Source organism: Microtetraspora glauca (genome assembly GCF_040656155.1).
Classification (GTDB): domain Bacteria; phylum Actinomycetota; class Actinomycetes; order Streptosporangiales; family Streptosporangiaceae; genus Microtetraspora; species Microtetraspora glauca.
The window spans coordinates 450,994-476,924 of the sequence record NZ_JBFALK010000003.1; the positions used below are offsets into that span (position 1 = coordinate 450,994).

Sequence of the window (25,931 nt, forward strand, 5' to 3'; positions counted from 1 at the left end):
GGCGGGCCTGCCGGACCCGGAGGTGCTCCTGCCACCACCGGAACCCTGCGGGCCACGCCTGCCCGAGCCGCTGCCGCCCGGACCCTGGCCGCCGCGCCCGCCCGTACCGCCCCCCGGACCCTGACCGCCGCGGCCACCGGAGCCGCCGCGGCCGGGCCCCGGGTTCCGGCCGCCGCCTTCCCTCACCGAGCCGTGCCCTCCGCCTGACGCTCACCCTCGCTGCTGATCCGGGCCCCGGGCTCGGGGTCGGTACGGACGAAGTTCGGGGAGGATCCGTTGGGGCCCACCCCGGAGCCGCCGCGAGCCTGCTCGTCGAGCGCGTAGGGCTGGGTCAGCGTGCGGACCTGGTTGTCGAGCTGGTCCGCCTGCTGGCGCAGCCGCTCGGTGCCCGACCGCAGGTCGCTCAGCTCGAACGAGTCCTGCGCGAGCACGGTGTTCAGCAGCAGCAGGCTGACGAGGCCGCCGCAGAGCAGGCCGACGACGAGCAGGACGAACGGCGCGCGCGGCGGCCGCCTTCCGCCCCGCGCGGCGGCCGCCGCGGTCTTCGGGACGGCACCGCGCCGCACCGGGCGCCGCCTTCCCCTGACGACGACCGGCTCGGTGGTGACCGTCGTGGAAAGCTCGGCGTCCGCGGGGACCGTGCCGGCTGCGGGCGCCTCGGTGGTCGTCGTGGCCCTCGGCGCACGCCCGGAGGGAGGTGCGGCAGGACGCGCGGACGGGCTCGCGGTGGGACGGGCGGACGACCGTGCGGACGTGCGGGCGGACGCGCTCGCGGTGGAAGCGGAGGCGCGTGCGGACGGGCTCGCGGTGGGGGCGGAGGGGCGGACGGACGTGCGGGCGGACGCGCTCGCGGTGGGAGCGGAGGCGCGGGCGGACGCGGGCTGCGCCGTCGCGCCCTTCGCCGCGCTCCGGCCCTTCGCGGCGCTCGCGGTCCTCGAAGCACTCGCATTCTTCGAAGCACCGTCACCCCTGGAGGCTCCGGCGCTCTTCGCGGCGCTCGCTCCCCTGGCACCGCCGGGGGCCTTCGCGGCATCGGTGGCGGTGGCGCCACGGCCGCCCGGCCGCACCGGCGGGTCGGCCGGAGGGACGGCGCGCGCCGCCGAGGCGGGCCTGCGGGTCCCGCTCGCGGGCGGGTCCACGGCCTCCCCTCCGCGGATCTGCCGCCCGTCGCGCCCGTTCTGCGCGCGGCCGGCGGCGTTCGCCGCCGTGCGCCCCCTGGCGGGAACGCGTCGCGCCAACTGCCGGTTCTCCTGCTCTGTCCTCATCCCTGGCGGATCCTCTCTGCCGCCCGCAACCGGGCCGACGCCGCCCGCGGGTTGCGGGCCACCTCGTCTTCGTCCGGGAGCTCCGCTCCCCTCGTCAGAAGGCGGAACCTGGGCTGGTGAGCCTCTAGCGGGACGGGCAGCCCGGGTGGGCTGGTGTCCCTGGTTCGCGCCGCGAGGACCTGCTTGGTGAGCCGATCCTCCAAGGAGTGGTAGGCGAGCACGACCACGCGCCCGCCCAGCGCGAGCGCGTCGAGGGCGGCGGGCAGTGCCCGCTCGAGAGCGGTGAGCTCCTCGTTCACCTCGATGCGCAAGGCCTGGAAAGTCCTTTTCGCCGGGTTACCCCCGGTACGCCGGGTCGCGGCGGGGATCGCCGCCCTGACCAGCTCGGCGAGCTGCTTGGTGGAGGTGATCGGCCGCTTGGACCGTTCCTTGACGATCAGGCTCGCCACGCGCGAGGCGAAGCGTTCCTCGCCGTAGTCGCGCAGGATGCGGGCCAGGTCCGCCGCGGAGTAGGTGTTGACGACCAGCTCCGCGGTGAGCTCCTGGTCCCGGTCCATCCTCATGTCGAGGGGGGCGTCGTAGGAGTACGCGAAGCCGCGCTCCGCCTCGTCGAGTTGCGGTGAGGAGACGCCGAGGTCGAACAGGACGCCGTCGACCCTGGGCCGTCCGATGCGGTCCAGGACGTCGGCCAGCTCGTCGGAGACCGCGCGCACGATGGTGGTGCGCTCCGCGTAGGGCGCGAGGCGCGCGGTGGACCGCTCGATGGCGGTCGGGTCGCGGTCGATGCCGACGAGGTGGAGGGAGGGGTGGGCGGCGAGCAGTGCCTGCGCGTGCCCGCCCAGGCCGAGGTTCGCGTCGACGACCACGGGATCCGGCCCGGACAACGCCGGCGCCAACAGATCCAGAACGCGATCGAGCATGACCGGAACGTGACCGGACGTCTGCTCGGAGAACTCCGACAACGCTGTAACCCCCATAAAAGCTGCCGCTGCAAAGCTCGCGGATGTGCGGCTGCCGCCGGTGATCTTCTTCTGGATCCCCCACCCAAAGGACCGGCTCCGGCGGGGAACCGACCCGCCCGGCCAGGTCCCCATCCGCGTCGCCTTCCGCGGAACCTGACACCGGGGAAGGTGCATCAGGTGCCGCCGGGAGCGGGTGGAGACCTCGCCGAACGTCACCGACGGGTCTTTCCTGGTCTCACGCGTCGGCGAAAGACCAGCTGTCACGAATTCACAGGACTCCGGGCAACACCTCCTCGGAAAGATCGGAGAACGCCTGCTCCTGATCCGCCAGGTAGGCCTCCCAGGCCGCGGCGTCCCAGATCTCCAGGCGGGTGTTGGCTCCGATGACGGCGCAGTCACGTTCCAGGCCGGCGTATTGCCGCAGGCTCGGGGGAATCGTGATCCGTCCCTGCTTGTCCGGCGTCTCGTCGGACGCGCTCGCGAAGAAGACCCGGCTGTAGTCCCGGACCGCCTTGGCGGTCACCGGCGCGGTGCGCAGAGCCTCGGTGATGCGCTGAAACTCCTCTACGGGGAAGACGTAGAGGCAGCGCTCCTGGCCCTTGGTGATCACAAGACCCTCCGCCAGCTCCTCGCGATACTTCGCCGGCAGGAACAGCCGTCCTTTGTCGTCCAGACGCGGTTGGTGGGTGCCGAGGAACACCGGCTCCACCTCCCGTGCCTTGCGGAGCGCTCAGCGCTTTCGCCCCTGCCCTCCACTGGGCACCACCATACTCCACTTCTCCCCACCGTCAACTGATTCCGGTCCTCCACGCGCCGCATTTCCTTCGCATTTCCGCAGGTCAATTGAGGTGGTGCGGAGTGGGGCGCCCCGGGGCGCCGAGCCCCTCTCCTGGGCGTGTCGGAACGGGCCTCCGGGCGCCTGCAAGCCCGGCGCGGGCGGGCTTTCCGCGTACGGCCGCCGCCGGGTGGAGGAAAGTGGAGCAGTTATGTCACGGGATTCGGACGGGCACGCGACCTCAACGAGAAACGAACTCATAACACTATGGGCAGTTCAACCGGATTTCTGGACAAAGTCGCCCGCGAACCTGAGGCGTCATAAGGTCGGTACACAGAATGGATAAGGAACGCCAAACGCCCCATTCAGGGGGGCACTTCCTCATGGAGGCCAGGTGGCAGTAACTTCCGACGTCGCCCCCGACGCTGGCAACCGGCTGGACGACCTGGTCGACGTCGCGCATCGAATCCGCCGGGCGATCGAATCGGTGATCGAGGGCAAGTCCGACGTGGTCCGTCTCACTCTCACCGTTCTCCTCGCGGAGGGCCACCTGCTCATCGAGGACGTGCCGGGAGTCGGTAAGACGATGCTGGCGAAGGCGCTGGCACGATCCATCGACTGCCCCGTCAGGCGCGTGCAGTTCACCCCCGATCTGCTGCCGAGCGACATCACCGGTGTCAGCGCGTACAACCAGCAGACCCGGGAGTTCGAATTCAAGCCCGGGCCGATCTTCGCCAACATCGTGGTCGGCGATGAGATCAACCGCGCCTCCCCCAAGACGCAGTCCGCGCTGCTGGAGTGCATGGAAGAGCATCAGGTCACGGTGGACGGCGTCACCTATGAGCTCGAGTCACCCTTCATGGTGATCGCGACGCAGAACCCGATCGAGATGGAGGGCACCTATCCGCTTCCCGAGGCGCAGCGGGACCGCTTCACCGCGAAGATCGCGATGGGCTACCCCGAGCCGACGGCCGAGCTGGAGATGCTCGACGTGCACGGCGCCTCCCAGCCTCTCGGCAAGCTGGAGCCGGTGGCCACGACCGCCGAGGTGCACGCGCTCATCGAGGCGGTCCGCGCGGTCTACGTCTCCCAGGCGGTGAAGAAATACGCCGTCGACCTGGTCACCGCGACCCGGCGCTCCCCGGACCTGCGCCTGGGCGCCTCGCCGCGCGCCACCCTTCACCTGGTGCGCGGTGCCAGAGCGCACGCGGCGCTCGCCGGTCGGGACTACGTGATCCCGGACGACCTGCAGGAGCTGGCGGTGCCCGTGCTCGCGCACCGGCTGCTGCCCAGCCTCGAGGCGCAGGGACAGCGCCGCCATCCGGAGCAGGTTCTGGCCGAGCTGGTACGCCGCGTCCCCGTGCCGGACACGAACTGACGTCCTTCCCGGGCCGGAGGCTTCGGGCCCGCCGCCCCGGGAGAGTTCAAGGAGATTCGATGACCGGGCTCAAGGCGCTGACCTCGCGCGGCAGGTCCTTCCTCGCGTCCGGGGCCGCGGCGCTGCTGTGCGCCCTCGTCCTCGGCGAGCACGACCTGCTGCGCATCGCGGTGATGATCATCGCGATGCCGCTCCTGGCCGCGATGGTCGTGGCCAGGACCCGCTACCGGCTGACCTGTGCCAGGCGCCTGGACCCCGCCCGCGTCGAGGCGGGCACCGACAGCACGGTGACCCTGCGGCTGGAGAACGTCACCCGGCTGCCGACCGGGCTGCTGCTCGTCGAGGACAACCTCCAGTACGCGCTGGGGACGCGGCCCCGGTTCGTCCTCGACCGGGTGGAGTCGCGCGGCGTCCGGGAGGTCGACTACAAGGTCCACTCCGACCTGCGGGGGCGCTATCCCATCGGCCCCCTGTCGGTCCGCATCACCGACCCGTTCGGGATGGTCGAGCTCACCCGGTCGTTCACCATCACCGACACGCTGGTGGTCGTCCCCGAGGTGATCCCGCTCCCCCACGTGCGCCTCTCCGGCGAGTGGAGCGGTGGGGGCGACAGCCGTACCCGGTCGGTGGCCGCGGCCGGCGACGACGACGTGGCGCCGCGCGAGTACCGCCAGGGCGACGACCTGCGGCGGGTGCACTGGAGGTCGACCGCACGGCGCGGCGAACTGATGGTGCGGCGTGAGGAGCAGCAGTGGCAGAGCAGGGGCGCGCTCCTGCTGGACACCCGGAGGCACGCGCACCGGGGCGACGGGCCGCGTTCGTCGTTCGAGGTGGCGGTCTCCGCCGCCGCGTCGATCGGCGTGCACCTGGCGCACGAGGGCCTCGGCCTGCGCCTGGTCACCGACCAGGGCCCGCAGCACCTCGCCGATGGCGGTGTGTCGTGGTCGCTGCTCGACACCCTCTCCGTCGTACGGCAGAGCTCGGCGCGCTCGCTCGAACACGGTGTGGCGGCGCTGCGCCAGGGCGGCGGGGACGGGCTGATCGTGGCGGTCCTCGGGGCGATCGACATCGAGGAGGCTCAGGCGCTGGCCCGGCTGCGGCACACCGGGGTGACCGGGGTCGCGGTCCTGCTCGACGTGACGAGCTGGGACTCCGTCCCCGACGAGTCGTTCGAGGCGGCGCAGGGTGTGCTGGCCGGCGGCGGGTGGCGGGTGCTGCGGCTTCCCTCCGGCACGTCCCTCGCCACCGTCTGGCCCGAGGCGGCGTACAAGAGGAGCGCGGCGTGAGACGGAGCGAACCCGACGTGGCGAGTGAAGTGGACCGCGAGGAACGAGCGGCCCGCGCGGCGAGCGAGGAACGGTGAGCGACCGATGAGCGCGGTCATGCGGGCGAGAGGCGAGGGGCGAGGAACGGTGAGCGGGCGATGAGGCTGCCGATCGCGGCGGGGCTGGCCACCGGCTCAGTCGCCCTGACGCTCTATTCGCTGTTCGACGGCGGCGCCTGGTTCTGGGCCGGTGTGGGCACGCTCCTGGTGACGACGACCGCGGCGACTCTGGCGTCGCGGTTCGCCGTACCGAGGTGGGCGGTGCCGCCCGTGCTCCTGCTCCTGGTGGGGGTGTACCTGTCGGCCACGTTCGCCAAGCAGGAGACGTGGGCCTGGGTGGTCCCGACCAAGGCGTCGGTGCTCCGGCTGGGCGAGCTGTTCGCCGAGGGGTTCGCCGACATCCAGCGGTTCGCCGCGCCTGTGCCCACCGAACCCGGCGTCACCCTGCTGACGGCGAGCGGGATCGGCCTGATCGCCGTCCTCGTCGACCTGTTCGCGGTACGGCTGCGCCGCGCGGCGCTGGCGGGGCTGCCGTTGCTGGGCCTGTTCACGGTCCCCGCGGCCGTGCTGACCGAGCCCGTCGCCTGGCCCGCGTTCGTGATCGCCGCGATCGGTTATGTCGGGCTGCTGGTGGCGGACAGCCGCGAGCGGCTCAGCCACTGGGGCCGCGCGGTCCTGGTGCGGCGGTCGCGGACGGCTGGGGCGGACAAGGCGGACTCCGGCCGGCTGGCTCTGTCGGGCAAGCGGATCGGCGCGACCGCGATCACTCTCGCGATCGTCGTGCCCGCCCTGATCCCCGCGCTGAGCCCGGACCCGCTGTTCGGCTTCGGCGTGGGCAACGGCTCGGGGCGTGGTGGCAGCAGCATCGGCATCCCCGACGCCATCGCCAAGCTCAGCGGCCAGCTGGCCCAGCAGGAGAACGCGACGGTGCTGACGTACACCAGCGCCGACGATCAGCCGCGTTACCTGCGGATCTATTCGCTCGACGTCTTCGACGGGCTGAAGTGGACGGTGAGCCCGCTGCGCGGGCGTCCGGAGGACCGGGTGTCCGAGGGGCCGCTTCCCCCTCCGCCCGGCCTGGGGCCCGGTGTGGCGACGAACCGGGTGGAGAGCCGGATCAGCGTGAGCGACGACATCGACTCGCTGCTGTTCCTTCCCCTGCCCTATCCGGCGGTCCAGGTCGACGCCGATGGCGACTGGCGTGCCGACCAGGCGTCCCGGATGGTGTTCTCCACCAAGGACGAGGCCGCGGGGCTGGACTACCGGGTGGTGGTGACCGAGCCGAGGCCGACGCACGCCCAGCTGGAGGTGATGGGGACGCAGTCGCCCGACGCCCGCTTCGTGGCGCTTCCGGATCAGCTGGATCCCAAGATCAAGGCCATGGCGGAGCGGGTGACCTCCGGGGGCGGCACGCAGTACGAGAAGGCGGTCCTGCTGCAGGAGTGGTTCACCAAGAGCGGCGGATTCACCTACAGCCTGCGGACGAAGGGGTCGGGCGGCGACGCGCTGTCGCGGTTCATCCTCTCCGGCCGTGCGGGCTACTGCGAGCAGTTCGCCAGCGCGATGGCCGTGATGGCGCGGATGATCGGCATCCCCGCCCGGGTGTCGATCGGTTACACGGGCGGCACGAAGGTCGGTGACTCCTGGTCGGTGCGCACGCATGACGCGCACGCCTGGCCGGAGCTGTACTTCGAGGGCGCGGGCTGGCTGCGCTTCGAGCCGACGCCGGCCGGCGGCGCGGGTCAGGGCACGGCCCGTGTGCCCGACTACTCGCTGCCGCTCGCGCCCGAGGCCACGCCGTCGGCGGATCCGTCCACGGGCCCGTCGTCGGAGGATGACGACACCACCGGCGGCGGCGCCCCGGTCCGCCGCAATCCGCGGGACTTCGACCGCGATCTCGGCGCCCTCCCCGTCACCGTGGACCCCGGTCTGCCGGTGTCCGCCAAGGTCGGGATGGGAGTGGCGGCGGTCCTGCTGCTGGCGCTCGTGCCGGCGGCGGCGCGGTCGCTGGTACGCCGCCGGAGACGGACGCTGATCCGGCGCGGCGCGGCGGGACCGGTGCCCACGGCGCCCCGGGGACAGCACGCGGCCGCGACGGCCGGGGCGTCGGCCGCGATCAGGGCGGCCTGGGCCGAGCTGTGCGACACGCTGACCGATCTCGGCATGGCGCGGGAGCCGAGCGAGAGCCCGCGCGCGCTCGCCAGGAGGCTGGCCGAGATGTACGAGTTCGACGCGGACACGGGGGCCGCGGTCACGAGCATCGCGACGGCGGAGGAGCGGATGCGTTACGCCCCGTCGCTGCCGGCCACCGGGCCGGGGACCGACGAGCTTCGGCGGGTGCGGCGGGCGCTGACGGCCACGGTTTCGAGGAAGAGGCGGGTCGGGGCGGTGCTCGCTCCCAGGTCGACCCTGCTGCGGTTGCGGGCGGCCGGCACGGGGGTTCTGGACGTCTTCGACCGGCTGGAGGGCGTCCGGCTCTGGCCGTTGTCACGGAGCGGGGCCGGCCCGCGGTAGGGCACGCGCTGCGTAGGCCACGCGGTAGGGAAACCGTCGGGCACCGCGCTGCGGTAGGGCACACAGTAGGCACGCGGTAGGCCATGCGGTAGGGAAACCGTCGGGCACCGCGCCCCGGGATCAGGGGCGGCTCACTCCGGGTGAGCCGCCTCGGGGGGCTCCGGGCCGGCCGCTGTCGAGGGTGTGCTCACCGCTCGTCGGTGCGGCGGCGCCAGCGCTCCTCCATGCGGTCCATGAACCCCCTCCGCTGCTGGCGCCTGCCCCGTGCTTGGGCGGGCGGGCTCTCGCCGCCGAAGCCGTTCATGCGCTTCCAGCTGGACAGGCCCCACAGGCAGGTCGCCAGCATGACCACGAACCCGGCGACGCCGATGATCGGATTCGCGATGACGCCGACCATCAGCAGGACGACACCGAGTGCGAAGCCAATGGAGGCCTTCACCAGGCGGCGCTTGTAGTGGCTGCGTGGATCACTGATCCGAACGGCGTTGGCCCACTTCGGGTCCTCGGCATAGAGGGCCTGCTCGATCTGGTCGAGCAAGCGCTGCTCGTGCTCAGACAGCGGCACGGCGCCTCCCAAGGACGGCCCCATTTCGGGGAAGACGGCAACGGACGACACGGGGTGTCCGGACCTCGCGGTCGGTTATCCCCAGAATACGAGGCTGTAGACGTAGACGAAAGAAAACGTCCAACGTGGTCCAAACCGGAGGTGACGTCATAGATCCATTGGACCAAACGGACGCTGAACGAGAGAGGCCGGGCGGACCGCATCGGGACCGAAGCGCCGGATGGCCTTGTCCATCGCCTGTTCCGCCTCCCGCCAGCCCGTCTCCCGCTCGCCGAGGCTGAGTTGACGGGTGGCCGTACCGGCCGGGCGGAGGTTCTCCACCCGCACTCCGACCAGCCTGAGCCGGACCCGATCCAGCCCGGCGGCCTCGAAGAGCTCGCATGATGTGGTGAATATCTCCTTGGCGACGTCGGTCGCCTCTCGCAGTGTGCGCGACCTGGTGATCGTGGTGAAGTCGGAACGGCGCAGCTTGACGCTGACCGTCCGGCCGACGTGACCGCTCGCCCTGAGCCGGGCGGCGACCCGCTCGGACAGCCGCAGCAGCTCGCGCTTGATCGCCTCGGGGTCGTCGACGTCGAAGGGGAACGTCTCCTCGTTGCCGATGCTCTTGTCGGGGGTGTGCGGCACGACCGGGCGCTCGTCCCGGCCCCAGGCGAGCGCGGCCAGGTGGGCGCCCGCGGCGCCGAACTCACGCTGGAGGGTGGAGACGGGCACCTGGGCGAGGTCGCCCACGGTCCGGATGCCGAGGCGGACCAGGGCCTGCTCTGTGCGCTCTCCGACGCCCCACAGCGCGGCGACGGGCAGCGGGTGGAGGAAGTCCACCACGCCGTCGGCCGCGACGACCAGCAGCCCGTCGGGCTTGCACTGGCGGGAGGCGAGCTTGGCCACGAACTTGGTGCTCGCGACGCCGACCGAGCAGGTGATGCCGTATCTCTCGGCGACCTGCTCGCGGATCATCGCGGCGATGGCCGCGGGGCGGCCGAGCCGGCGCCGGGCTCCGCCGACGTCGAGGAACGCCTCGTCCGAGGCGATCGGCTCCACCTCGGGGGTGATCGACCGGAAGATCTCCATGACGCCCCTGGAGACCTCGGCGTACTTCCCGTGGCTGGGCGGGATGATCGTCGCCCGGGGGCAGAGCCGCATGGCCCGGGTCATCGGCATCGCCGAGTGCACCCCGAACCGCCTGGCCTCGTAGGTGGCGCTGAGCACCACCCCGCGGGCCCCGGCGGCGCCGACGATGACCGGCAGGCCGCGCAGTTCGGGCCGGTCGAGGAGCTCGACGCTGGCGAAGAACGCGTCCATGTCCACGTGCAGGATCGGGCAGCCGCTGTCGTCGGCCAGCCCGCCGCCGCCTTGGGGGAGCATCTGCTTCCGGGACACGTTCGCGATCCTATCCGAACATCCGTTCTATCGATAGGCGATGACGTGCACCTGCGTGGCGATGTCGCGTAGCACGGGATGGGCCGCGGCCACCTGCTCGAGCTCGATGAGCGCGGCGGGATCGCCTTCGGCGAGCCTGCTGGGCACCAGGTCGGCGAAGACCCGGACGCCGTGCACCTCGCCGACGGTGAACCCCGCCTTGGCCAGGAGGCCCGTCACGGCCTCCCTGGTGAACCTGCGGGGCGTCGGGTCGCGGTCGCCCCAGCGCCCGGCCGAGTCGGCGAGCACCTGGCGCGCCTCGCCGAAGTTCCCGGACAGGGCACGGTGGATGGCCGTGGCGACCGGGTTGGCGGCCAGCACGCTGACCACGCCGCCCCGGCGCAGGATGCCCGCGGCGGCGGTGAGGGCGGCGGCGGGATCCTCGACGTACTCCAGGACGCTGTGACAGAGCACCAGATCGACGCTGCCCGGCTCCAGGAGGTCGCCGAGGTCTCCGGTGTCCCCCTGCAGGCCCTTGACGCTCACGCCCGTCTCAGCGGCCCGGCGCTCCAGGGCGGCCAGCGAGTCCGGTGTCGGATCGACCACGGTGACGGCGTGCCCGAGCCGGGCCAGCGGCACCGCGAACCCGCCCGTGCCACCCCCCGCGTCCACGATGTCCAGCGACCCGCGTCCCGTGGCGGCCATCCGGTCCGCCAGGACCGCGCGCAGCGCCTCCCAGACGACGGTCTGCCGCGTGGCGTCACGCACTTTCGCCCCTCCCTCGTACGGCTCCCGCCAGCCTAACGGCACTGCCGGGCACCCCCGGGCGGTGCGGCCGGTCTGCCGGGAACGGCCCGGAAGCGGAGACCGCACGCGGGCGGTCAGAGCGAGAGCGACGGCTTGAGCTGCTTGAAGCGGGCGAGGAGGCCGTTGACGAAATGCGGCGACTCGTCCGTGGACAGCTCCGCGGCGAGATGGACCCACTCGCTGATGACGACGCCCTCGGGGACCTCGGCCGACCAGAGCATCTCGTAGGTGCCGCCGCGCAGGATGTTGCGGTCGACGGCGGGCATGCGCTCCAGCGTCCAGCCCTCGGCGTACGTCGCGAGGAGCTCGTCGATGCGGGTCAGATGCCTCGCCACGCCTTCGACGAGGGTGGACGTGTACTCGTTGACGGGCGGCTCCGCGCGCTCGACACGCTCGGCCAGGACGTTCAGCGGGCTCTCGTCGCGCGCCTCCGCCTCGAAGAGGATGTCGAGCGCGCGCCGGCGGGCTTTGCCGCGAGCCGACACGTCAGGCCCGACCGAGGTATTCGCCGCTGCGGGTGTCGACCTTGACCTTCTCGCCGGTCGTGATGAAGAGCGGGACCTTGATCTCGGCGCCGGTCTCCAGCTTGGCGGGCTTGGTGCCGCCGGTGGAGCGGTCGCCCTGGAGGCCGGGCTCGGTCTCGGCGATGGTCAGCTCGACGGCGGCCGGCAGGTCGACGTAGAGCACGTTGCCCTCGTTGATCGCGACCGTGGCCAGCATGTTCTCCAGCAGATAGTTGGCGGCGTCGCCCACGGCCGCACGCGAGACGTTCAGCATGTCGTAGGTCTCGGTGTCCATGAAGACGTAGTCGTCGCCGTCGAGGTAGGAGTACTGCATCTCGCGCTTGTCGACGTTGGCCACCTCGACCTTGACGCCCGCGTTGAAGGTCTTGTCCACGACCTTGCCGGACATGATGTTCTTCAGCTTGGTGCGGACGAACGCGCCGCCCTTGCCGGGCTTGACGTGCTGGAACTCCACGACGGTCCAGAGTTCACCGCCGTCGAGCTTGAGCACCAGTCCGTTCTTCAGGTCGTTCGTCGTCGCCACGTGGTTCTCCTGAGTGCGGCTGCCCTAGAGGACGAGCAGCTCCTTGGTCGTCAGTGTGAGGAGCTCCGGCCCGTCGGCACGAGTCACCAGCGTGTCCTCGATGCGCACCCCGCCCCTGCCGGGCAGGTAGACCCCCGGCTCAACGGTGAGCGGAACCCGATCGTCTATTCTACCGGTCTTGCCGGGGCCGAGGAACGGCAGCTCGTGGATCTCCAGGCCGACCCCGTGTCCCAGGCCGTGGCCGAAGTGCTCGGCGTGCCCGGCCTCCTCGATCACACCGCGCGCGGCCGCGTCCAGGTCATGCGCCGTCGCCCCCGTCCGTACGGCACGGCGGCCCGCGCGCTGCGCCTGCCGTACGAGCTCGTAGAGGTCGCGCAGCCAGTCGGCGGGCCGGCCGACGGCCACGGTCCGGGTCATGTCGGCGTGGTAGCCGTCGACGCGGGCGCCGAAGTCCATGGTCACCAGATCGCCGGGCTCGATCGCGCGGCCGGACGGCGAGTGGTGCGGGATCGCCCCGTTCGGGCCGCTCGCCACGATCGAGTCGAAGGCGGGCTTCTCCGCGCCGAGCTCCGTCATGGCGGACTCCAGCCAGCGGGCGACCTCACGCTCGGTGACGCCGGGGGCGATCCGCTCGACCACCTGGGAGAACGCGTCGTCGGTGATCGCGCAGGCGCGGCGGAGCGCCTCGATCTCGCCCTCGTCCTTCACGGTCCTGACCTCCTCGACGAGGCCGCTGACGGGGGTGAGGCCCGGATGGTCGCCGAGGAGCCGGTGGTACTCGGCCACGGACATGTCGTGGGCCTCGATCGCCACCCGCCCCGAACGCCCGGCCAGCGCGCCCGTGACGTCGCGGGCCTCGATCGGCCCGGCGTCCGCGCACTCGCGCCTGGCGGTCTCGATGTAGCGGGAGTCCGTGGCGAGCACGGCCTCCCCGTCGGCGGTGACGAGGACCGCCGCGTTGGAGCTGGACAGGCCGGTGAGATAGCGCACGTTGACCGGTCGCGTGACGAGCAGCGCGGTCACGTCGTGCTGGGGCAGTGCCGCGGCGACCCTGGCGCGGCGTGAGACGAATGGCATGGAAGTCCTCCGATCCGACGGATCGGACTCTACGCGCCCGCCGGGCGGTTTCCGACCCCCGTGACCGGCCGCGGGCTCAGGAGTTCTCGGCGTGGGCGGGCCGCCGGGTCTGGGCCCCGCCCGAGGACCGCAGCGGCACCTCGCGCAGGAACAGCACCGCGACGACCCCGAGGAGCGCGGCGGGCACACCGACGAGGAAGACCATCTGCATGCCCCGGGCGAACGCCTCGAGCACGATCGCGCGGATGGGGTCGGGGAGCTTCCCGATCGCCTCGGGGGTGCCGAGGCTGAGCGTGGTCCCGGAGCCGGACGGCCTGATGTGCGCGGCCGTCATCAGGGACGTCATCTCGCTCTTGACCTTGTTGGTGAGGATCGCGCCGTAGGCGGCCACGCCCACCGCGCCTCCGAGGCTGCGGAAGAACGAGACGCCGGAGGTCGTGGAGGCCATGTCGCGCAGTTCCGCGGCGTTCTGCGCGGCGAGGATGAGCATCTGCATGGTCAGGCCGAGGCCGACGCCGAAGACCGCGATGTCCAGGCCGATCACGAGGTAGCCGGAGTCCACGTGCAGCCGCGAGAGCAGGCCGAGGCCGACCGCGACCAGCACCATGCCGGCCACGGGAAAGAGCTTCCACCGGCCGGTCCTGGTGACGATCCGGCCGGAGACGATGGAACCGAGGAACAGGCTCACCACCATGGGCAGCGTCATCAGACCGGAGTCCGTCGGGCTCATGCCCTTGACGATCTGGAGGTACTGCGGCAGGTAGATCATCGCGCCGAACATGGCGATGCCGACGAGGAGGGAGGCCAGGCTCGCCAGCACGAAGGTCCGGTTCCCGAACAGCCGGGGCGGGAGGATCGGACTGGTGGCCCGGCGCTCGGCGACCACCGCGAGCAGGATCATGATCACGCCGAGCGCGCACAGGCCGTACGTCCAGGGGGAGTTCCAGTCGAACTCGTGCCCGCCGAGGGAGAGCACGAGCATGAACGAGGTGGCCGCCCCGGTGATGGTGAAGGCCCCCCACCAGTCGATGCGGGCGTCGCGGTGCTCGTGATCGAGGCGGAGGACCTTCTGGATGACGGCGAACGCGATGACGGCGAGCGGGATGCAGACGTAGAAGCACCACCGCCAGCCGAGCCAGGACGCGTCCACGATGAAGCCGCCGAGCAGCGGCCCGGCGACGGTGGAGACGCCGAACACCGCGCCGACGTAACCGGAGTAGCGTCCCCGTTCCCTGGGCTCGACCACGTCGCCGAGGATCACCTGGGTGAGCGCGGAGAGGCCGCCCGCGCCGAGGCCCTGCGCGGCTCTCGCCGCGATCAGCATGCCCATGTTCTGCGACAGGCCGGCGACAACCGAGGCGGCCACAAACAGCACCAGGGCCGTCTGGAACATCAGCTTTCGCCCGAAGATGTCGGAGAGCTTGCCCCACAGCGGGGTGGAGACCGTCATCGTGAGCAGCGTGGCGCTGGCGACCCAGGAGAGTTGGTCCTGCCCGCCGAGGTCGCCGACGATCGTGGGGAGCGCGGTGCCGACGACGGACGTCGAGATCATCGAGGTCAGGAGCGCGAGCAGCAGGCCGGAGAGGATCTCCATGACCTCTCGATGTGTATACGTCCGGCGGGTTCCCGCCCGATTCGCCACGTCAGTCACGGATCCCCCACCTTAGTTAGTTCTTCTAAGGATTAGTAGACGCTTGTTTACATGTCAAACCCGTTAAGGTGGCCCCTCATGGCGAGAGATCGTGCCGCGACCAGCCGGCGGATCCTGGAGGCGGGCAGGGAGCTGTTCGCCGAACACGGCTACGAGCAGGTCACGATGCGGATGATCGCCGCCGCGGCCGACGCCAACGTGTCCCTGATCAACCGCTACTTCGGCACCAAGGCGGGCCTGTTCGCCCAGGTGGTCGCGACGGGCTCGACGCTTGAGGCCGTCATAGAGGGCGACCCCGAGGGACTGCCCGCCCGGCTGGCGGCTCGGATGGCGGCGCGGCTGAGCACCGGGACGGTCGAGCAGCTCACCCGCACGATCGACCGCGCGGGGAACAGCCCGGAGATCAGAGCGGTGCTCCGGGCGCGGGTCGAGGACGCCATGATCGGCGCGATCGCCGAGCGGCTGACCGGCCCGCGCCCGAGGGAGCGGGCCGCGCTCGCGGTGACGTTCATCCTCGGCGTCAGCTCACTGCGCCGCCTGCTCGGCCCGGAGCCGCTCCGCGACGCCGACCAGGCGGCCGTGGAGGCCAGGCTCACCGCCGTCTTCTCCGCCTGCCTGCGCCCCTGAGCCGTGACCGCCGGCCTCCGGGCCGGCGCCGCGACGACCTTGTCATCACCACCAAGGTCAGGTACGGCACAGGTGACGCCGCCGGGCGGGCCGTTACGCCGCGATGTCCCTGATCTTCTCGATCAGGGCGAGACGTTCCGCGTGGGTGCCCGCGATCGGCGCGACGTTGATGGTGGTCACCCCGGCCTCCCGCATCGCCGCCACCCGCTCGCGCACGTGGCCCTCGGAGCCGATCAGGGACATCCGCTCCAGCAGCTCGGCCGGGACCAGGGCGGCGGCCTCGTCCTTCTTGCCCTGGAGGTAGAGCTCCTGGATCTGCTCGGCCTCCTTCTCGTAGCCGTAGCGGCGAGCCAGGTCGTTGTAGAAGTTCTTGCCCTTGGCCCCCATGCCGCCGATGTAGAGCGCGGCCATCGGGCGGCCCAGCTCGCGGATGCCCTCCACGTCGTCGCCGATCGCGAGGAACGCCTGGGCGATGACGTCGAGCTCGCCGAGCGACGGGTCGCGCCGCGCCCGGCCCGCGGCCAGGGACGCGCCCCACACGTCGGCCGCCTTCTCCGGGACGAAGAAGATCGGCTCCCAGCCCTCGGCCAGTTCTGCGGCCAGCTCGACGTTCTTGGGCCCGATGGCGGCGAGCACGATCGGGATGCGCTCCCGCACCGGGTGGTTGATCAGCTTGAGCGGCTTGCCGAGGCCGGTGCCGCCCTCCAGCGGCAGCGTGTAGTGCTTCCCGGCGTACTGCAGCCGCTCCCGCCGCCAGACCTTGCGGCAGATCTCGATGACCTCGCGGGTACGGCCGAGCGGCGCGGTGTACGGCACCCCGTGGAAGCCCTCGATGACCTGGGGACCGGAGGCGCCGAGGCCGAGCGTGAAGCGGCCGTCGGAGACGTAGTCCATCCCGGCGGCCGTCATCGCGAGGAGCGCCGGGGTGCGGGAGTAGATCGGCAGGATGCCCGAGGCGATCTGGAGCCGCTCGGTCCTCGCGGCGATGTAGCCCATCTGGCTGACCGCGTCGAAGCTGTACGCCTCGGCGACGAAGACGACGTCCAGCCCTGCCTTCTCGTAGTCGGCCAGCTCGGCGACGGTCTCCTTGAAACCCCCGGCGTAGTTGAGGGCCATTCCGATCCGCATCCCGTACGTCCTTCCGCGCGCAGCACCGAAACCGAATGATGTTCCGTTTCCTCGGGCCAAGGCTAACGATTCGCGTGCCCGGCGGCCAACCTCGGCCACGGCAGGCGGGGAACGCGGACCACTCCGCCGGGCACGGCAAGGTGTCGCCCCCGGATCGCGGGAACCGCGGAACCGGAAGACGCCGCCGCCTCGGGCGATCGGGTGATTCGCGGGAGTCAGCGGCCTTCCATCGCGCGCAGGTCCTCGGGGGTGTCGAGGTCGGCCGGATCCCCCACGTCGTCGCAGGGCACCCGGGTCACCAGCTCGCCGCGCGCGCGCAGGAAGGGGCGGGCCCCCACGTCTCCCTCCGCGAGCGCGGACACCTCGGCGAAGTGCTCGCGCGCGATGAGCACGGGGTTGCGCGGCGCGCCTCCGTACGCCGCCACGGCGACGGTGGCGCCCGCGCGGAACGCCTCGATCAGCCGGCGCACGGCCTCCGGGCGGACCAGCGGCTGGTCCACGAGGGCGATCACCACCGCGCGGGCCGAGCCGGGCAGCGCGTCGAGGCCCGCGCGCAGCGACGAGCCCATGCCGGTGGCCCAGTCCGGGTTGGGCACGGCAATCGCGCCCGCCACCTGGACCGCGACGGCCCCGACCACGATCAGGACGGGGTCGCAACCACCCTCCGCGAGCAGCCGCACGCCCCGGTCGGCGAGCCGCTCGCCCTCGAACTCGACCAGAGCCTTGGGCGCGCCCATCCTGCGCCCCGACCCCGCCGCCAGCAGGAGGCCCGCGACGGCGCCCCGGTCAGCCGTGCCCATGTGCCTCGCCGTCGCCGTGGATGCGGCCCGTGGTCTCGGTGAGCGCACGGCCCGAACCGCCCCACCGGAGCTGGATCAGCTCGGCCGCGATCGACACCGCCGTCTCCTCGGGCGTACGCGCGCCGAGGTCCAGCCCGATCGGCGAGCGCAGCCGGGCCAGCTCCGCCTCCGCGATGCCCGCCTCGCGCAGCCTGCGCAGCCGGTCCTCGTGGGTGCGCCGCGACCCCATGGCCCCCACGTACGCCGCCGGAGTGCGCAGCGCGACCTCCAGCAGCGGGACGTCGAACTTGGGGTCGTGGGTGAGGACGCAGATCACGGTCCGCTCGTCCACCACGGCCGTGGACAGGTAGTCGTGCGGCCACTTCACCACGACCTCGTCGGCATCGGGGAAGCGCCTGGCCGTCGCGAAGACCGGGCGGGCGTCGCAGACCACCACGTGGTAGCCGAGGAACTTGCCGATCCTCGCGACCGCCGCGGCGAAGTCGATGGCCCCGAACACCAGCATGCGCGGGGACGGCGCGAACGACTGCACGAAGACCTGGAGGTCGTCCAGCCGCCGCTCGCCCTCGGGCCCGTACCGGCGGACCCCGGTGAGTCCCTGCGCGAGCATGCCGCGGGCGTCGTCGTCCACCGCGTCGTCCAGCCGGGAGGAGCCGAGCGTGCCCGAGGCGCCGTCCGCCCGGACGACGCGGCGGGCGCCGATCCGGCCCGGCCCGGAGACGATCGTCGCCACCGCGACCGGTTCGCGGCGCTCGATGGAGGCGGCGATCTCCCCCAGCTCCGGATAGGTCTCGCGCGAGACCGGTTCGACGAACACGTCGATGATGCCGCCGCAGGTCAGCCCCACGGAGAACGCGTCGTCGTCGCTGACGCCGTAACGCTGGAGCACGGGCGTGCCGTCGCCGACGACCTGCTGGGCCAGCTCGTAGACCGCGCCCTCGACGCAGCCGCCGGAGACGCTGCCGGTGGCCTCGTCGCCGAGCACGGCCATGGACGCGCCGGGCGGGCGTGGCGCGCTACGGAACGTCCCGACCACCGTGGCGAGGCCGAACCGCTCCCCCGCCTCCCACCAGCGCACGATCTGGGACAGCACGTCACGCATCCGGCCTCCCCGCGTCGCCGTCGGGCCACGACCCGCCCTTGTCCTTGTCCATGCCGCCCATGCCCTTGCCGTTGCGGTTGCCGTTGCCGTTGCGGTTGCCGTTGCCGTTGCGGTTGCCGTTGCCTTTGCCGAGCAGGGCCGCGAGCTCCTCGAAGGCCGCCAGGCTGTGCCCGGCGACGAAGTCCGTGATGTACGGCAGCGCCGCCCGCATCCCGGCGGTCAGCGGCCGGTAGGCCGGGTCCCCCTTGTGTGGGTTGACCCAGATCACCCGGTGCGCGAGCCGCGACAACCGCTCCATCTGCCGTCCGAGCAGGCTCGCGTCTCCTCGCTCCCAGCCGTCGGAGGCGATCACCACGATCGCTCCGCGTACGTCGGACAGCCGGAGCAGTTCCTTGAGCTCCTCCCCCAGCCGGGTTCCGCCGCTCCAGTCGGGGATCGCCGCCGAGACGGCGTCCATGGCGACGCCGGGGTCGCGGTGGCGCAGCTCCGCGGTCACCCTGGTGAGGCGGGTGCCCACGCTGAACACCTCGGTGGCCCGTGGTTCGGCGCGGACGAGGGCGTGCGCGAAACGCAGCAGCGTGTCGGCGTAGGCGGCCATCGAGCCGCTCACATCCACCAGCATGACGACCCGTCTGGGCTTCTCCCTGCGGGCGCGGAACCGCAGCCGGGCGGGCTCCCCACCGCGGCGGACGGCCTCGCGCACGGTCCTGCGGCCGTCCATCGCCCCCCGGTGGGACGGCACGCGGCGCCGCGACCTGCGCTGTTCGCGGGCGCTCCTGAGCATGCCGAGCAGCCGGGCCACCTCCCCACGCTCGGCGGCGGTCATCCTGGCGACGTCCCGGTGGCGCAGCACCTCGATTTCGCTCGCCGTGGCGGCCGTCGTGTCCACCTCGCGTCCCTCACCCCGGTCGCCGGAGTCCCCCGGCCGCAGAGCGAACCGGGTCACGGTCACGGTCGGCACGCGGTGGGCGGGGCCCGGCCGCTCGCCCCCGAAGTAGGCGGCGAAGCACCGGTCGTAGCGGTCGAGGTCGTCGGGACCCGAGCACAGCGTGAGCCGCCCGGCCCAGTAGACGTCACGCCGCTCGCGCACATCCAGTTCGCGGAGCGCGGCGAGGAAGCCCTGGGTCCGCTGGTGGTCCGCCGCGACCCCGGCCGCCCGCAGCGTACGGGCGAACCCGGTCATCGTCGACACGAAGGCGTCTCGCTCGTCACCCGTGGTCCCGGCGTGGAGATCAGGCCCGGCGTGGAGATCAGGCCCGCCGTGAGGTTCAGACACGGCCGCCGCCCGCGCTTCCCGGGAGCGCGGCGCCCAGCAGGCCGTTCCGGCGTACGGTCTCCTGGTCCTCGCGGTATTTGAGCAGCGCGCCGAGGGTGACCGCCGCCAGGTCGGGGCTGAGCCGGGAGGCGCCGAGCGTGAGCAGCGCCTCCGTCCAGTCGAGCGTCTCGGCCACACCGGGCGGCTTGACCAGGTCGGCCCCGCGCAGGCGTCCCGCCGCGTCGGCCACCTCGGCGGCGAGCTCCTCCGTACACGCGGGCAGCCGCCGCAGCAGGATCGCCACCTCGCGCTCGAACCCGGGGTGCTCGATCCAGTGGTACAGGCAGCGCCGCTTGAGCGCCTCGTGCACCTCGCGGGTGCGGTTGGAGGTCACGACCACGACCGGCGGCGTCTCGGCCCTGATCGTGCCCAGCTCGGGCACCGAGATCGTGAAGTCGGACAGGACCTCCAGCAGGAACGCCTCGAACTCGTCGTCCGCCCGGTCGATCTCGTCCACCAGCAGCACGCACGGCCGGGTCTCCAGAGCGCGCAGCAGCGGCCGGGCGATCAGGAACCTCCGGTCGTAGATCTCGCCCTCCAGCGCCCGGACGTCGGTGACCCCGGCCGCCTCGGCGGCCTTCAGGTGCAGCAACTGGCGGGCGAAGTCCCAGTCGTAGAGCGCCTGGGCGGCGTCCAGCCCCTCGTAGCACTGCAACCTGATCAACGGGGCGGAAAGGATCGCCGAGAGCGTCTTGGCCAGCTCGGTCTTGCCGACTCCCGCCTCGCCCTCCAGGAAGAGCGGGCGTCCCATCCGCAGGGCGAGGAACGCCGCCGTCGCCAGCCCCTCGTCGGCCAGGTAGTCGTGCTCCTCCAGCAGCGTGGCCAGCTTGCCGGGCGAGTCGATCTCCGCCGCCCTCCCGGTCATCCGATCGGCGCCCGCCGCCGGTGCCCGGTCCGTCCGCTGGTCCATCGGCTGGTTCGTCTGCGACACACAGTCAGGCTACGTCCACCGCCCCTCGCCTGACTGTGGTCGATTTCGCCAAACACCGGATGGATTCGTATGAGTTGCTCTGCACTCCGGCCGTTCTCGCGTTAGAGAGCCACCAGCCGTCCGCCGCGGCCCCGCAGGCGTGCCGAGGCCAGAGCGCCACAGGCCAGAGCCACGGCGAGCAGCGTGCCGCAGGCCGCGGACGGCCCAGTAGCCAGGGGAGATCGGGGCCGCGGCCGCGCCCCAGTGCGGCAGGACGGCGAGCAGCGGGAGCGGATGTGGAACGCTCAGGCCGAAGGCGCGCACCCCTCGGGGTGCGGCATCGGGCCGCGTTTCCTCCCCCGCCCGAAGGCGGGGGTCTCCACGCTCAAGGAGATCTGATGACCGGCCGTCCCCGAGGGGATTGCCCGGATTCGGCGATAAGGTCGCGGGCATGGAGCAGCCCGCCCTCCGTCCTCCGGCGTCCCTGGACCTCGCCGCCTCCCCGTGCGCGGACGCGCTGCGCGCCGAGCTGATCGCGCGCTGGGCGGAGCCGCACCGGCGCTACCACACGACCGCGCACCTCGACGCCGTCCTCGCCGCCGTCGAGCCGCTCGCCGGGCACGCCGACGACCCGGGCGCCGTACGGCTGGCCGCCTGGTTCCACGACGCGGTGTACGACGGGCGGCCCGGATGGGACGAGGAGCGGAGCGCCCAGCTCGCGCAGGCCCGGCTGGCCGCCTGCGGGGCGCCGGACGACCTCGTCCGCGAGGTCGCGCGGCTGGTGCGGGTGACGTCGGCGCACGCCTACGAGCCCGGTGACGCCAACGCCGCCGTTCTGTGCGACGCCGACCTGTCCGTCCTGGGCGGCGCGTGGCCCGGCTACACGGCGTACGCGAACGCCGTACGCGAGGAGTACCGGGACGTGCCCGACGCGCTGTTCCGCGCGGGGCGCTCGCACGTGCTCCGGCGACTCCTTGAGCACCCCCATCTGTACGGCACGGCCACCGGCCGGGCGCTCTGGGAGGCCAGGGCCAGGGAGAACATCGCCAGGGAGCTTGCCTCACTCGCCTGACCGGCCGCCTGGGAGCACCGGGGCGGGGAACCGGTCCCGCTCGGCTGACCACCGCGCATGAGGGGGGGCCGGGCGAGGGAGCCGGAGTCACTCGGCCGGCGACCGCCCGGCCAGGGGAAGCCGCTTGGGCCGGCGCAGGCCGGAGGCCCTGAGGCGGAAGACGAGCTCCCGGCTCGACACCGCCACGGCGCCCAGCAGGACGGCCTGGTCGTAGACGGTCTCGGGGACGTCGTAGTGGTCGCGGTCGAAGGCGCGCGGCGGCACGCCGAGGACGCGGGCGAAGCCGTGCAGCTCCTCGTACGAATGATCGCTGACGAGGTGCGACCAGAGGAGTCCGCGGGGTCCGGGCCAGTTGGGCCGGTCGATCAGCACGCTCATTCGCAGCCTCGCCAGGTCGGACGGATGTTCACGCGGAACTTTACGGCGAAACCCGACACCGCTTAAAAACCCATTGACCAAGTAGGGAATATGGGTAATCCTGTGGATGACCGATCCACCGGCCCCTGCGAGGTTTCCCGATGTCCGTCCTCGAACTGGGGACACCGGCCAGGACGACATCACGTCCCGGCCCTCGTCCCCGGCCCCGGCGGCTGCCCGGCAACGCCTGGCGGCGCTGGATCAGCCCGCTGGCTCTCGTGGCGGTCTGGCAGCTCGCCAGCGCCACGGGACTGCTCCCGGAGCGCCTGCTCGCCGCCCCATCCGTGATCGCCACGACAGCCGTCGACCTCGTCCGGCAAGGAACGCTCCCCACCGCCGTCGCCGTCTCCTTGCAGCGCGTCCTGATCGGCTTCGCCGTGGGAGCGGTCGCGGGCGTCGGCCTCGCCCTGCTCGCGGGACTGAGCCGCAGGGGCGAGAACGCGATCGACCCGATCATGCAGATGCTGCGCGCGCTGCCGTTCTTCGGGCTGATCCCGCTGTTCATTCTCTGGTTCGGCATCGGAGAGGCGCCCAAGATCCTTCTGGTGGCCCTCGCCGTGTCGTTCCCGCTCTACCTGAACACCTACTCCGGGATCCGCGGCGTGGACGGCAAGCTGGCGGAGGTCGCCCGGACGATCAGACTCGGCCGGGCCCGGCTCATCCGGCACATCGTGCTACCCGGAGCGCTCCCGCAGACGCTCGTCGGCCTCCGGCAGAGCCTGGGGGTCGCCTGGCTCGCGCTCATCGTGGCCGAGCAGGTCAACGCGAACGCCGGCCTGGGCTACCTGATCAACGACGCCAGGGAATTCCTCCGTACCGACGTGATCGTGGTGGGCCTCCTCGTCTACAGCGCCCTCGGCCTGCTGACGGACGCACTCGTACGACTCATCGAAAGGAGGGCCCTGGCATGGCGACGGGAATTCATCGCGGCGTGACCCTTCCGGCGGGCCGGGTGGCCGCCGTCCGCGACCTCACCAGGGAGTTCGGCGACCGCACCGTGCTCGACCGCCTCGATCTGGAGATCGCCGAGGGCGAGTTCATCGCGCTCCTCGGCCGCAGCGGCTCGGGCAAGTCGACCCTGCTCCGGGCGCTCGCCGGACTGGACGACGAGGTCGCGGGCGAGGTGGCCGTCACCGGATCGGTCGCGGTGGCGTTCCAGGAGCCGCGGCTGGTCCCGTGGCGGCGGGTGCACGCCAACGTGACGCTCGGCCTCCACGTGCCGGACGCGAAGGCGCGGGCCGACGCGGCCCTGGCGGAGGTCGACCTGACCGCGCGGGCGGGCGCCTGGCCGCTCACCCTCTCCGGCGGGGAGGCGCAGCGGGCCAGCCTGGCGCGGGCCCTCGTGCGTGAGCCGGAGCTGCTGCTCCTCGACGAGCCGTTCAGCGCCCTGGACGCGCTGACCCGGATCACCATGCACCACCTCGTCCTCACGCTGTGGTCCGTCCACCGGCCCGCGGTACTGCTGGTCACCCACGACGTGGACGAGGCCCTGCTGCTCGCTGACCGCGTCCTCGTCCTGGACGAAGGGCGCATCGCGCACGAGTCGCTCGTCACGGCCCGGCGGCCCCGGCACCGCGACGATCCCGAGCTCGTCTCCCTCCACTCGACCCTGCTCGCCGCACTCGGCGTGTCCCCCCAAGGAACGGCGACGTGACCGGGAGAGTCCTCGCCGCGTTGCTGCTCGCCGCCTCGGTCGGTACGGCCTGCGCCCCGGCCGGATCAACGTCCGGATCCGCGGCCGGCCGGCCAGGAGCGTCCGGGCCGGATGGCGCCTCCGTGACATTGCGGATCGGCGATCAGAAGGCCGGATCCGAGGCGCTGCTCAAGGCCGCCGGGGTCCTCGACGGCACCTCCTACAAGGTCTCCTGGGCCCAGTTCACGTCCGGTCCGCCGCTCCTGGAGGCGGTGAACGCCGGGGCGGTCGACATTGGTGGCGTCGGCAACACCCCACCGGTCTTCGCCGCAGCCTCCGGGTCGAGGATCACGGTGGTCGCCGCCTACCGGCAGCCCCTGTCCGGGGCCGCGATCCTGATCCCCGGCGGCTCCCCCGTCACCGCGCCCGCCCAGCTCAAGGGCAAGAAGATCGCGGTGGCCAAGGGCAGCTCCGCGCACTATCACCTGCTCGCCGTACTGAAGAAGGAGGGACTGTCCTTCACGGACATCCAGCCGCAGTACCTCCAGCCCGCCGACGCGCTCGCCGCGTTCGCCTCAGGCACGGTCGACGCCTGGGCGATCTGGGACCCCTTCACCTCCCAGGCGCGGCTCGAACACGGGGCGAAGGTCCTGGTGGACGGCGACGGCTACGTCAACGGCCTCAACTTCCAGGTCGCCGCCCCCGCCGCCCTGCGGGACCAGGGCAAGGAGGCCGCGATCCGGGACTACCTCTCCCGGCTCGCCCGCGCGAGGAAGTGGGCCGTCGCGCACCAGGCCGAATGGGCGGAGGTGTGGGCACGGGAGACCGGCCTGCCCGTGAAGGTGACCAGGGCCGCCGTCGCGAACACCGTCACCACGCCGATCACCATCGACGACACCGTCACCGATTCGGAACAGCGGATCGCCGACGCCTTCACCGCCGAGGGCCTGATCCCGGGCAGCGTGCGGTTCTCCGATTTCATCGACAGCCGGTTCAACGACGTCGTCGGAAAGGGCCAACCATGAGATTCCACTGGTTTCTCCCCACCTCGGGTGACGGGAGGGCGATCATCGGCGGCGGGCACGGGCTGCGCCGCGGGTACGGCCTCCCGGTGACCGGGGCGTTCCGCCCGCCCTCGATCGACTATCTCGGCCAGATCGCCAGGTCCGCCGAGCAGCTCGGCTTCGAGGCGGTGCTCACGCCGACCGGCACCTGGTGCGAGGACGCCTGGCTGGTCACCGCCGCGCTCACCCAGGTGACGACGCGGCTGAAGTTCCTCGTGGCGTTCCGGCCCGGGGTGCTCTCCCCGACGCTGGCCGCCCAGATGGCCGCCACCTACCAGCGGATCTCCGGGGGACGGCTGCTCCTCAACATCGTCACCGGGGGCGAGGGCGCCGAGCAGCGCCGGTTCGGCGACCACCTGGACAAGGTCGAGCGGTACGCGCGGACCGACGAGTTCCTCTCCGTCGTCCGGGGCGCCTGGGACGGGCTGTTCGACTTCCAGGGCACCTACTACGACGTCGAGGAGGCGACCGTCGCCGAACGGCCCGACCCCCTTCCCGAGCTGTACTTCGGCGGGTCGTCGGCCGCGGCGGGCCCGGTCGCCGCCAGGCACGTGGACGTGTACCTCACCTGGGGCGAGCCGCCCGCGCAGGTCGCGGAGAAACTGGAGTGGGTGCGCTCGCTGGCCGCGCAGGAGGGCCGCACGCTGCGGTTCGGCGTCCGGCTGCACGTGATCACCCGGGACACCTCCTCCGCTGCCTGGGCTGAGGCCGGACGGCTGCTCGACCAGATCGACGCCGAGGACATCGAGGCCGCCCGCGCCGTCCTCGGGCGCAGCGACTCCGTCGGGCAGAAGCGCATGCTCGCCCTCAGCAAAGGCTTCCGGGGCGGGGCCGTACGGGATCTGGAGATCCATCCGGGCCTGTGGGCGGGGGTCGGCCTGGTCCGCGGCGGCGCGGGAACGTCCCTGGTCGGCAGCCACGCGGAGGTCGCCGACCTGATCGAGGAGTACGCCTCGGTCGGCGTCTCGGAGTTCGTGCTGTCCGGCTATCCCCACCTGGAGGAGGCGTACTGGTTCGGCGAGGGCGTGCTGCCCGAGCTGCGCCGACGCGGCCTGCTCGGCGGCCCGGCGGCGGGTGCGGCGAACGGCACGGCGGACCCCGCCGCGGAGGGGCCGGTACGGCTGACGGCCTGACCGGCG

At 72.3% G+C, this 25,931-nt stretch carries 26 protein-coding genes; 10 read left to right on the top strand and 16 right to left on the bottom strand.

What is annotated here, in order from left to right; translation table 11 throughout:
* Positions 1 to 182: 182 nt before the first annotated feature.
* The 3 genes from ftsL to mraZ form a co-directional block, all read right to left on the bottom strand.
* Complete coding sequence (ftsL, locus tag AB0I59_RS08400) at positions 183 to 1,265, bottom strand: cell division protein FtsL (RefSeq protein WP_358131453.1); 1,083 nt, start codon at positions 1,263 to 1,265, stop codon at positions 183 to 185.
* Positions 1,262 to 2,242: a 16S rRNA (cytosine(1402)-N(4))-methyltransferase RsmH gene (gene rsmH / locus AB0I59_RS08405; protein ID WP_061256770.1), complete on the bottom strand. Its 981-nt coding sequence runs from the start codon at positions 2,240 to 2,242 to the stop codon at positions 1,262 to 1,264. Before rsmH ends, ftsL begins: the two co-directional genes overlap by 4 nt.
* Positions 2,243 to 2,495: 253 nt before the next feature.
* Positions 2,496 to 2,927, bottom strand: coding sequence for a division/cell wall cluster transcriptional repressor MraZ (gene mraZ, locus AB0I59_RS08410; RefSeq protein WP_061256860.1), 432 nt, complete (start codon positions 2,925 to 2,927; stop codon positions 2,496 to 2,498).
* Between the two features lie 469 nt (positions 2,928 to 3,396).
* Between mraZ and AB0I59_RS08415 the strand changes: the two genes are divergently transcribed.
* The 3 genes from AB0I59_RS08415 to AB0I59_RS08425 all read left to right on the top strand — a co-directional run bounded on the left by AB0I59_RS08415 (position 3,397) and on the right by AB0I59_RS08425 (position 8,218).
* Positions 3,397 to 4,380, top strand: coding sequence for an AAA family ATPase (locus AB0I59_RS08415; protein WP_358131455.1), 984 nt, complete (start codon positions 3,397 to 3,399; stop codon positions 4,378 to 4,380).
* Positions 4,381 to 4,439: 59 nt separating this feature from the next.
* Entirely contained in the window at positions 4,440 to 5,666 is a 1,227-nt protein-coding gene (locus AB0I59_RS08420) for a DUF58 domain-containing protein (RefSeq protein WP_358131457.1), read from the top strand.
* Positions 5,667 to 5,803: 137 nt separating this feature from the next.
* The gene (locus AB0I59_RS08425; protein ID WP_358131459.1) at positions 5,804 to 8,218 is read left to right on the top strand and encodes a transglutaminase TgpA family protein; all 2,415 of its coding nucleotides are present in this window, start codon (positions 5,804 to 5,806) and stop codon (positions 8,216 to 8,218) included.
* A 187-nt stretch (positions 8,219 to 8,405) separates the two neighbouring features.
* Here AB0I59_RS08425 and AB0I59_RS08430 read toward each other — a convergent pair whose 3' ends face one another.
* The 7 genes from AB0I59_RS08430 to AB0I59_RS08460 all read right to left on the bottom strand — a co-directional run bounded on the left by AB0I59_RS08430 (position 8,406) and on the right by AB0I59_RS08460 (position 14,724).
* Positions 8,406 to 8,783, bottom strand: a complete 378-nt coding sequence (locus AB0I59_RS08430; protein ID WP_061256760.1) for an SCO2097 family morphological protein — start codon at positions 8,781 to 8,783, stop codon at positions 8,406 to 8,408.
* A gap of 147 nt (positions 8,784 to 8,930) precedes the next feature.
* Positions 8,931 to 10,148 carry a DNA polymerase IV gene (locus AB0I59_RS08435; protein ID WP_358131594.1) on the bottom strand — a complete coding sequence of 406 codons (1,218 nt, stop codon included), beginning with the start codon at positions 10,146 to 10,148 and terminating at the stop codon, positions 8,931 to 8,933.
* A 42-nt stretch (positions 10,149 to 10,190) separates the two neighbouring features.
* A complete protein-coding gene (locus tag AB0I59_RS08440; protein ID WP_061256756.1) occupies positions 10,191 to 10,910 on the bottom strand; it encodes a methyltransferase domain-containing protein in 720 nt (239 codons plus the stop codon).
* A 113-nt stretch (positions 10,911 to 11,023) separates the two neighbouring features.
* Positions 11,024 to 11,434, bottom strand: coding sequence for a transcription antitermination factor NusB (gene nusB / locus AB0I59_RS08445; RefSeq protein WP_061256754.1), 411 nt, complete (start codon positions 11,432 to 11,434; stop codon positions 11,024 to 11,026).
* A gap of 1 nt (position 11,435) precedes the next feature.
* Positions 11,436 to 11,996, bottom strand: a complete 561-nt coding sequence (gene efp, locus AB0I59_RS08450; RefSeq protein ID WP_061256752.1) for an elongation factor P — start codon at positions 11,994 to 11,996, stop codon at positions 11,436 to 11,438.
* A gap of 24 nt (positions 11,997 to 12,020) precedes the next feature.
* Positions 12,021 to 13,073 (bottom strand): M24 family metallopeptidase, encoded by a 1,053-nt coding sequence (locus AB0I59_RS08455; protein WP_061256750.1) that lies wholly within the window; start codon positions 13,071 to 13,073, stop codon positions 12,021 to 12,023.
* Positions 13,074 to 13,149: 76 nt separating this feature from the next.
* Positions 13,150 to 14,724, bottom strand: coding sequence for an MDR family MFS transporter (locus tag AB0I59_RS08460; protein WP_061256748.1), 1,575 nt, complete (start codon positions 14,722 to 14,724; stop codon positions 13,150 to 13,152).
* Positions 14,725 to 14,802: 78 nt separating this feature from the next.
* Between AB0I59_RS08460 and AB0I59_RS08465 the strand changes: the two genes are divergently transcribed.
* Positions 14,803 to 15,351: a TetR/AcrR family transcriptional regulator gene (locus tag AB0I59_RS08465; RefSeq protein WP_358131463.1), complete on the top strand. Its 549-nt coding sequence runs from the start codon at positions 14,803 to 14,805 to the stop codon at positions 15,349 to 15,351.
* Positions 15,352 to 15,444: 93 nt separating this feature from the next.
* Here AB0I59_RS08465 and AB0I59_RS08470 read toward each other — a convergent pair whose 3' ends face one another.
* From AB0I59_RS08470 to AB0I59_RS08490, 5 genes are all read right to left on the bottom strand, one after another.
* Positions 15,445 to 16,479, bottom strand: coding sequence for an LLM class F420-dependent oxidoreductase (locus tag AB0I59_RS08470; protein WP_061256744.1), 1,035 nt, complete (start codon positions 16,477 to 16,479; stop codon positions 15,445 to 15,447).
* Between the two features lie 215 nt (positions 16,480 to 16,694).
* On the bottom strand, positions 16,695 to 17,279 hold the full coding sequence (locus AB0I59_RS08475; RefSeq protein ID WP_061256742.1) for a nucleotidyltransferase family protein: 585 nt from the start codon (positions 17,277 to 17,279) through the stop codon (positions 16,695 to 16,697).
* Positions 17,266 to 18,381 (bottom strand): XdhC family protein, encoded by a 1,116-nt coding sequence (locus tag AB0I59_RS08480; RefSeq protein WP_061256740.1) that lies wholly within the window; start codon positions 18,379 to 18,381, stop codon positions 17,266 to 17,268. The genes AB0I59_RS08475 and AB0I59_RS08480 overlap by 14 nt, the downstream gene beginning before the upstream one ends.
* Complete coding sequence (locus AB0I59_RS08485; protein ID WP_358131466.1) at positions 18,374 to 19,657, bottom strand: vWA domain-containing protein; 1,284 nt, start codon at positions 19,655 to 19,657, stop codon at positions 18,374 to 18,376. Before AB0I59_RS08485 ends, AB0I59_RS08480 begins: the two co-directional genes overlap by 8 nt.
* Positions 19,650 to 20,627, bottom strand: coding sequence for an AAA family ATPase (locus tag AB0I59_RS08490; protein WP_435830923.1), 978 nt, complete (start codon positions 20,625 to 20,627; stop codon positions 19,650 to 19,652). Before AB0I59_RS08490 ends, AB0I59_RS08485 begins: the two co-directional genes overlap by 8 nt.
* 183 nt (positions 20,628 to 20,810) lie before the next feature.
* Between AB0I59_RS08490 and AB0I59_RS08495 the strand changes: the two genes are divergently transcribed.
* Together AB0I59_RS08495 and AB0I59_RS08500 are read left to right on the top strand one after the other, a co-directional pair.
* On the top strand, positions 20,811 to 21,005 hold the full coding sequence (locus AB0I59_RS08495; protein WP_358131468.1) for a hypothetical protein: 195 nt from the start codon (positions 20,811 to 20,813) through the stop codon (positions 21,003 to 21,005).
* Between the two features lie 52 nt (positions 21,006 to 21,057).
* Complete coding sequence (locus AB0I59_RS08500) at positions 21,058 to 21,678, top strand: HD domain-containing protein (protein WP_061256854.1); 621 nt, start codon at positions 21,058 to 21,060, stop codon at positions 21,676 to 21,678.
* Positions 21,679 to 21,765: 87 nt separating this feature from the next.
* On the opposite strand, the gene AB0I59_RS08505 is transcribed toward AB0I59_RS08500, so the two are convergent.
* Entirely contained in the window at positions 21,766 to 22,056 is a 291-nt protein-coding gene (locus AB0I59_RS08505; RefSeq protein ID WP_228645384.1) for a DUF4031 domain-containing protein, read from the bottom strand.
* Positions 22,057 to 22,196: 140 nt separating this feature from the next.
* Here AB0I59_RS08505 and AB0I59_RS08510 point away from each other — a divergent pair, with 140 nt between their 5' ends.
* Genes AB0I59_RS08510 through AB0I59_RS08525 form a run of 4 tightly spaced genes read left to right on the top strand, consistent with a single transcriptional unit; the run spans position 22,197 to position 25,925 of the window.
* Positions 22,197 to 23,030, top strand: coding sequence for an ABC transporter permease (locus AB0I59_RS08510; RefSeq protein WP_061256734.1), 834 nt, complete (start codon positions 22,197 to 22,199; stop codon positions 23,028 to 23,030).
* Positions 23,003 to 23,749 (top strand): ABC transporter ATP-binding protein, encoded by a 747-nt coding sequence (locus AB0I59_RS08515; protein WP_061256733.1) that lies wholly within the window; start codon positions 23,003 to 23,005, stop codon positions 23,747 to 23,749. Before AB0I59_RS08510 ends, AB0I59_RS08515 begins: the two co-directional genes overlap by 28 nt.
* Positions 23,746 to 24,753 (top strand): ABC transporter substrate-binding protein, encoded by a 1,008-nt coding sequence (locus AB0I59_RS08520; RefSeq protein ID WP_358131471.1) that lies wholly within the window; start codon positions 23,746 to 23,748, stop codon positions 24,751 to 24,753. Before AB0I59_RS08515 ends, AB0I59_RS08520 begins: the two co-directional genes overlap by 4 nt.
* Entirely contained in the window at positions 24,750 to 25,925 is a 1,176-nt protein-coding gene (locus AB0I59_RS08525; RefSeq protein WP_358131473.1) for an LLM class flavin-dependent oxidoreductase, read from the top strand. The genes AB0I59_RS08520 and AB0I59_RS08525 overlap by 4 nt, the downstream gene beginning before the upstream one ends.
* Positions 25,926 to 25,931 lie beyond the last annotated feature (6 nt).